Genomic DNA, 6,990 nt, shown 5'->3' on the forward strand with positions numbered 1-6,990 from the left:
GGAGACGCGCGCCCAGTGCCGCGTCGCGTTCACGATGCGCTGCGTCAGAGAGATCTCCCGCAGCGGATTGGCCACGAACACCCCGGGAGCGAAGACGTCCCTCAGGGCGGGACCCGTCCTGTTGCTGTCCTTGGGGGACGCGATCCAGCAGCAGGGGATGTCCAGCCAGCGGTCCTTGGGCAGCCGGGACACCAGCCACTTCACCCACGCCACCGCCTGATCCTCGCCGACGAAGCGGGTGCGCACGCCGTTCCCGCTCCACACCGCCAGAATCATGTAGCCAGGTACGCCATGCATGGAGATGCGGTACGCGTCGGCCTCGGGGAACGGACTGCCCTCGGGCCCCGGACGCGGCAGCTCCAACTCCCGCCCGACGGCGCGCAGGGTGAAATAGTCGTTGATGTACGTCGTCATCTGGTCGATGTGGCGATCCGTCTCCTCGAAGTCCCGCGCGTACTCGGCGGGGGCAAACGAGGCGTCGCCGATCTGATCCCCGGTCGCCTCGCTGACCATCGGCCACAGCACCACGTCGTGGTACCAGCCGGGCACACTGTCATCGAGAACCGGCCCCTGGCCCGGCCGAAGCGGGAACCACGCACCCTCGGGAACCCCCGGACGCCCGACGACCAAGTCGATGCCGCCCATGTCGTCAGGCCGCGGGCTGACCTTCACCTCACCGCTGTGCGGCCACACCACCAGACCCGTACGGTCCGCCAGCTTCTGCAACAACGGGCCATACCGGCCCAGGAAGGGAACGGCCAGCACGATCGGAGTGCCCGGCGGCAGCTTCGCCCGCGCCACATCCGCCGCCACCAGCTCCACGAACTCCTCGATGCCCGCGTCCCGCGTCGAACGGTCCGGCAGCCGCACCACCAACCTGCCGTTACTGCCGTGCTTGCCGTCCCGCCAGTCGGCCCCGACGACATACGGCACCTTCTCCTTCGGCCACGGCGTCTCCCGCCTGGGAGCGCCGCCCATGGCCAGGGAACCGTCCAGCCGCGGCACCAGGACGTCGCTGAAGTCCGTGTCCAGCTCCAGGGCGTCCAGGGCCCCCATGGCCTCCGGCCCCAGCCAGTTCAGACCCGGAACCCGGTGGCCCCCCACCGTGAAGTAGCCGCTCTGATCCGGCCCGGTCGCCCTCAGCCGTTCGAGATGGAACGCCCCCAGCGCGGCCAGACTCCCCGCCCGCCCGTCCGCCTGGACCAGCCCCAGCAGCTCCGCGCGCACCGCCTGGTTTACCGGCGCGCCCTCCGGCAGGTGCAGCACCTGACGGGCCACCGCGTCCGCGTCGAACGGACGGCTCCGCAGCTCCCGGTCCTTCCTCTGCAGAGCCTCCAACCGCTCCACCGCCGCCGCGTCCGGGGAGAGAGCGAACCCGACCGTCGCCTGCCGCTCCAGCACCGCACGCGGCACACCGGCGAGCGCGACCACCTCCTCCGAGGGCCCCTCGGGAGCCCACCGCACGGAGAACGGGAAGTCCTCCGCGGCCAACCGCCCCGCCCCCTCGGGCAGGCTCTGCTGAAGGATGTCCAGCACCTGGTTCAGATGCCAGGTGAACACCGCACGCAGAGCCCCCGCGCGCCACTCGCCACCATCAGCGACGCCGGCGCCGTACCCGATGATGTCGGTCCGCGGCAGCGCGGCGCCCGCCGGCCGGTTCCGCAGACCGGCGGTCGCCACCTTGACCGCCAGCGTCCTGATGGCCATCTGCCCGTCCGGGGACGGGCCCGTCTCACCCGGTCCGAACTCCACCACGCTCAGCGTCGGCAACTCGGAAGACGGCGCGGCCGTCCGCGGGGCGGGGGGCGCGGCCGTCGGCGGGGCGACCGGCCCGATGAACACCCGCGAACCGGATTCCCCTCGCACGGATGTCGACGGCCCCGACGGCGCCCGCGACCCGGCGCCGTCCGCACCGGAGCCCCCGGCCGCCTCCGGGGCGGCGCCCGCCCGGTCCGCCGCCGGGGATTCCGGAGCCTGCTCCCACGCCCGCATAGGGACATGTCGCGGCGTCAGATCGAAGCCCTCCAGCTCCAGGTCCATCCTGACCTCGTCCGCGGCCCACGCCAGGAGCACCGGCAGCGCCTGTGCCAGTGGCGGGGCCGGCTGCCCGAGGGAGACGAAGTGCTCGTCGATCAGGGCCCGCAGACGGCTCCAGGTCAGCAAGGAGTCATCGCCCTGGTCGGCCCGCCACTGGTCCAGCGCGTGGAAGCCACACAGCAGGGCCTCGAACGCCGTCTCGTCGTCCTCCTCGGACACCGACTCGTCGTCCTCCTGGGACGTCGGCTCGTCGTCCTCCAGGAGCGGTCCGTACACCAGCCGGACCGCCCGCCACCACCGCGCCACATCCCCAGCCAGCTGCCGATCACCGGTCACCCGCTCGGCCCACGCGGCCAGTTGGACCGACGACGGCTCCCGGCGGAACCCCGCCAGCCAGTCACCCTCCGCCAGCTGAAGCCGCACCACCCGCTTCTGCCGGACCACACCGTCCTCGTCCACCACCTCCTCGACCCCCGAGGCAAACCCGAACTCCAGGCCCAGGGCGGAAGCCCACACCCACCGGTCGAAGCCCGTACCGTCGGCCAGCACCTGACCCGCCACCGGCCACTCCAGCGGATCACGGCCAGGCGCATGCGGACCCGCCACATCCGCGCCCGCCACCAGCACAGCCGTATCCCACGGCGCCGCCGTCAACTCCGGTGCGCGCGCGAAGAGATAATCCACCACCCGCGGGTAGCCGACCGCCACGCCCGAACCGTCCTGGACCCGCAGTTCCGCCGCGGTCCCGTCCCCGTCCATACCGACCAGGAACACCCTGTCGAACGGCGCCTTCTCCCGCGAGCCCTCCGCCACCACCGCCGGAGTCCCGGCCACACCTCCGGGCACCGGCTCCCGCCGCACCCGGGTGACGTACTCCACCCCGGGCAGCAGACCGTAGGACCCCTGCCGATACAGCCACGGTCCGGCTGCTACGCCACCCCGCAGCGACACCCCCACCTGCACACCCGACGCATTCAGATGCTGCACGTGCGACACGCGGTCCACCGGAACCCGGGTCCCGTCCAGCGCCTCGATCTCCGCCTTCCACTCGATCGCGTCCGGCGGCGGCAACTCGCTGACAGCTGTCAGCACCCGCTCCGCGCTCCTGACGGCCGCCTCGACACGCGCACGCACCCCGGCGGGAACACTCCCGCTCCCCAGGAGAGCGGACGCCCGCCCCACCGCCGTGGCCATCAGCCGATACGCCGGGCTGTCCGCGGGCAGCCGGATGTGCCCCAGGGCGTAGCGGGCCAGCGCCTTCGCCACGGTCATCCCCTCCGCCGCCGTCAGCAGCGGCCGGGGCGGGCCGTCCGCCCGCGGCACACCATTGGCGGCCAGCCACATGAGCGGGAGGGATCCCCGGACCACCGGATGGTTCACGATCCGTTCCAGCGACCGGAACAGCACCTCGGGCGACAGCGGGACCCGGGCCGCCACCGCCTCCTCGTACATCTGCCGACCGAGTTCCACCAGCTCGGCGCCGGCCCGCTCGATCTCCTCCTCGGTCATCGTCCTGCCGTCGAACCCGTACCCCCGCAGCTCGTCCACCGCCAGCGGGACCGCCAGCGTGCCGTTGCCGGTGTCCAGGCCGGGGAGTTCGTTCATGCCGACCGACTCGTACTGGCCGATCCGCCTCCCCTGGGACGTCAGCCCCGTCAGCGCGGCGGTCAGATGCTCGCGAGGGGGCGGCACTTCGTCGGCGTCGAAGAACCCGTACGGCACGGCCTCGCCCGGCCGGTGGCGCGCGAAGGTGCGCTCTATCTCCTTCGTCAGCGCGGCGTGGGCGATCGCGCTGAGCTGGTCGTGACGTTTGTCGAGGAAGTCCCGCGAGTCAGGCCGCAGAGCCCGCCTGACGCTGTCGAGCGCGGACCGGGACACCACCGCCAACCGGTTCTTGAGCAGGTCCGAGGTATCCGTGAACGCGGCGTTGACCGGTCCGGTGGCGACCTGGTTGAACGCCATCCACGCGTATCCCCAGACCTCGTTCACATCCGGAATGGCAGCCAGGAACGGCAGAAGGTCCGCGACCGCCGGGTCGCGGTAGCCGAGCCGGCCCACCAGCTCCTGGGCGGCCTGCCCCCCGAAACGCCTCCCCGCGACGAACAGGGGAAGCGTGTCCTTGCGCCACAGCCGGTTGATGGCGTGATCCCAGAGCATCATGCGGCCCACCGCGGGGGGACCCAGGGAGAACTGCGCGTAGGGGCGGCCGTCGTAGTCCAGGGCGAGGGGATGGACGGTGGTCGCCTGGCCGAGCTCGGTGATCTCCCACCCCGGAAGATCCCCCAGAAGCTCCACCAGCGGCATCGGACGCCCGCCCCGCCCGGCCGTGCCCGTCCGCGCCAGGCGGTCACGGACCAGCTTCCGCTTGGCCTCCGCCGCCGCCCAGGACTGCCGCCGCTCACCCGGAATCACGGCCGCCGGATCGGTGTCGACCTCCGGGATGAAATGCACGACCCCCTCGAACGTCGCCCCCGGGGGCTGTTGCGCCGTCGGGTCGAAGAGCCGGTCCGTGGCGCGGTCGAGCCAGAACTCCGTCGCATCGACGGTGACCCTGATTCCGGGGCCATGCGCCAGCACCTCCTTCCGCAGATCGGGCCGCTCCCCCGGGCGCTCCGGGATGCCGAGCCTCCGCAGAAGGTCGGGGGTGACGGAGATGGTGAGCGGATAGCGGTACTCGATCTCAGGGCCGAGGGCCCCGTACTCATCGCGAACCGCCCCGTCCAGCAACGCGCGCGCCACCGACGACGACTCCACGAACGGCTCCAGCGCGTCCGCCACCACCCGCCCGGACGGACCCACCACCACCGCTCGCGCGTCAAACAACAGCCCCACATCCGGCGGATCCGTCGACACCCGGCGCCCCTTGAGCTTCGACGCGTCAACCCACACCACACCGCCATCCGCCGTGTGATACGCCGCGAACGCATGCCCCAACCCGTCCACCGGCCGCCGCCCCCGCTCCAACGACACCGACCCCGGCCGCCGCGCCAACACCAACGCCACCGAACCAGGACCCGCGAGCCGCGCCTTCTCCAGCGCATCCGCCACCGCACCCCACGAACCCACCCGACCCCACCCAGGACCCACCACCAAACGGGAAGCCGCACCCGGCCGATCCAGCACCGACTCATCCACCACACCCCCCGCCCGCACACCCGACGCAAGCAACCCACCCGGATGCAACTCATCCCGCAACGCACCCAACAACTCCAGACACCGCCGCTCCGACACACCACCCGACGGCAGCCCCACCGCCACACCATCCACCAGACCCTCCAGCTCCCCACGGCCCAGCACCCGGGGAGCGGGGGCCGGGGCGGTGACGGTGGCAGGCACCGGGGCAAGGTCCGTGACCGGCACGGGGTCCATGGCGGAGCCCGGGTACGGCGCCGCGTCCGGGGACAGCGCGAGCGGCGTCACAGCGGAAGGCATCTCACCGGCTTCGCCGGTCCCGCCGGCCGGTCCCAGGGGCGCGCTCCTGACGGCGCCGCCGTGGGGCGCCGCCGAAGCCACCGAGGGCACAGTCGCCGCCGTAGTCGTCGCCGTCGTTGTGGCCGAGGTCACCGGGGGCGGGGTCGTCGCGGGAGCAGCAGCCACGGCGGACTTGGGCAGCGGTTCCGGGACCGGGCGAGGGGCGGGCGGGACGGGCCGCACCGGGTACTTCGGCACCGCCTCCTGCCAGACGGGGCCGGAGGCCGCACTGGCGGACGCGGTGAGCACCGGATCGCCCTGGTCGTCCTTGCCGGTCAGGTCCGTCGGGTCGTCGGTCCACCGCACAGGACGGCCCAGCCGCTGCGCCAGCCGCCTCGCCACCTCGTCGATGCCGGGAGCCGGCCGGGCGTGCGAAAAGACGACTTCGGTGCCCCTTCCCTTGGCTGTGAGGATGGAGTCGTTCGCCATCAGCTCCAGGAACTCACTGACCGGTATCCAGAACACATCGCCGTCGATGTCCAGCCGGATGATGTGCGGGTTCTGCGGGTCCAGTTCGATCCGCATCAGGTAGAGGTCCAGCTCGGTCGCCTGCCGGTTCTGGTTCCGGTTCCTGTTCCGCCACGGCGCGTCCACCAGCCCGCCGGACGTACGGATCTGCGCGAGGTTCACCCGCGGCCACGACTCCCCCGTGAAGTCACGGCCGTTCCCCCGGATCCCGTCCAGGACCGTGTCCCTGTCGGTGACGGCGAACGCCCAGTTCACCTCCAGGTGGTACGCAGCCGCCACGTCCGTGTCGGACGCGTCCCGCCCCACGGCGAATGCCCGGGTGAGCAGGGTCCGCAGGTTCTCACGCTCCGCCCGGCCAACGGGGAGGCTCGGGTCCAGGTGGAGCACCCGTACGGCGAGCGCGTCCACGTCCACACCGGGTTTGCCCAGCAGGTCCTTGGTTTTCACCCACGCCCACAGCATCCGCAACCGCTGCGCCTCACCCAACGGAGCGGAGCTGAACAGGCTCAGGGCGGTGCCGGCCTCGAACCTCGCCGCACCCCCCATCACCCACTGCGCGCCCAGCCGCACCACCGGCAGATCCACGAAGTCCCACGGCATGTCCACGCGCCCGCCCTGCGGACCACGAGGCCGTGCATCCCACCACGCGGCCGCCGCGGCCAGCACCTGGCGAACGACATCCTGATCCACCCCGGACGCCGCCTCCGGACGCGCCTCGATCACCCGCGACAGCAGATCCAGCGTCAGCGGACCCACCTGCCGGAACTCCGGATCGGCCAGCCACATCTCGTCCACCGCCGCCACACCCCGGAGCAGCTCCCCGAAATCGGCACGGTCCTCCGCATACACCCCGAACATCGACTTCAGCGCCCGCACCGCTATCAGCGTCCGCTCCCGCACCTCCGCCGACGCCGGGCTGCTCCCCGAGTGCAGCCTGGCCACCACCGCAAGCCGGTCCAGCTCCGCGCCCTCCGGATCCGGCCGCGGCAGCTCCCAATCCCGGGCCCGCCCCTG

The 6,990-nt window shown here is 72.3% G+C and carries 1 protein-coding gene; it reads right to left on the minus strand.

The genetic code is table 11. From position 1 onward, the window contains the following. Positions 1–6,990: lonely Cys domain-containing protein (locus tag ACWDSL_RS50710; RefSeq protein ID WP_450496214.1), on the minus strand; the 6,990-nt coding region annotated here is incomplete at both ends.

The sequence above is a fragment of the Streptomyces sp. NPDC000941 genome (assembly GCF_053599555.1).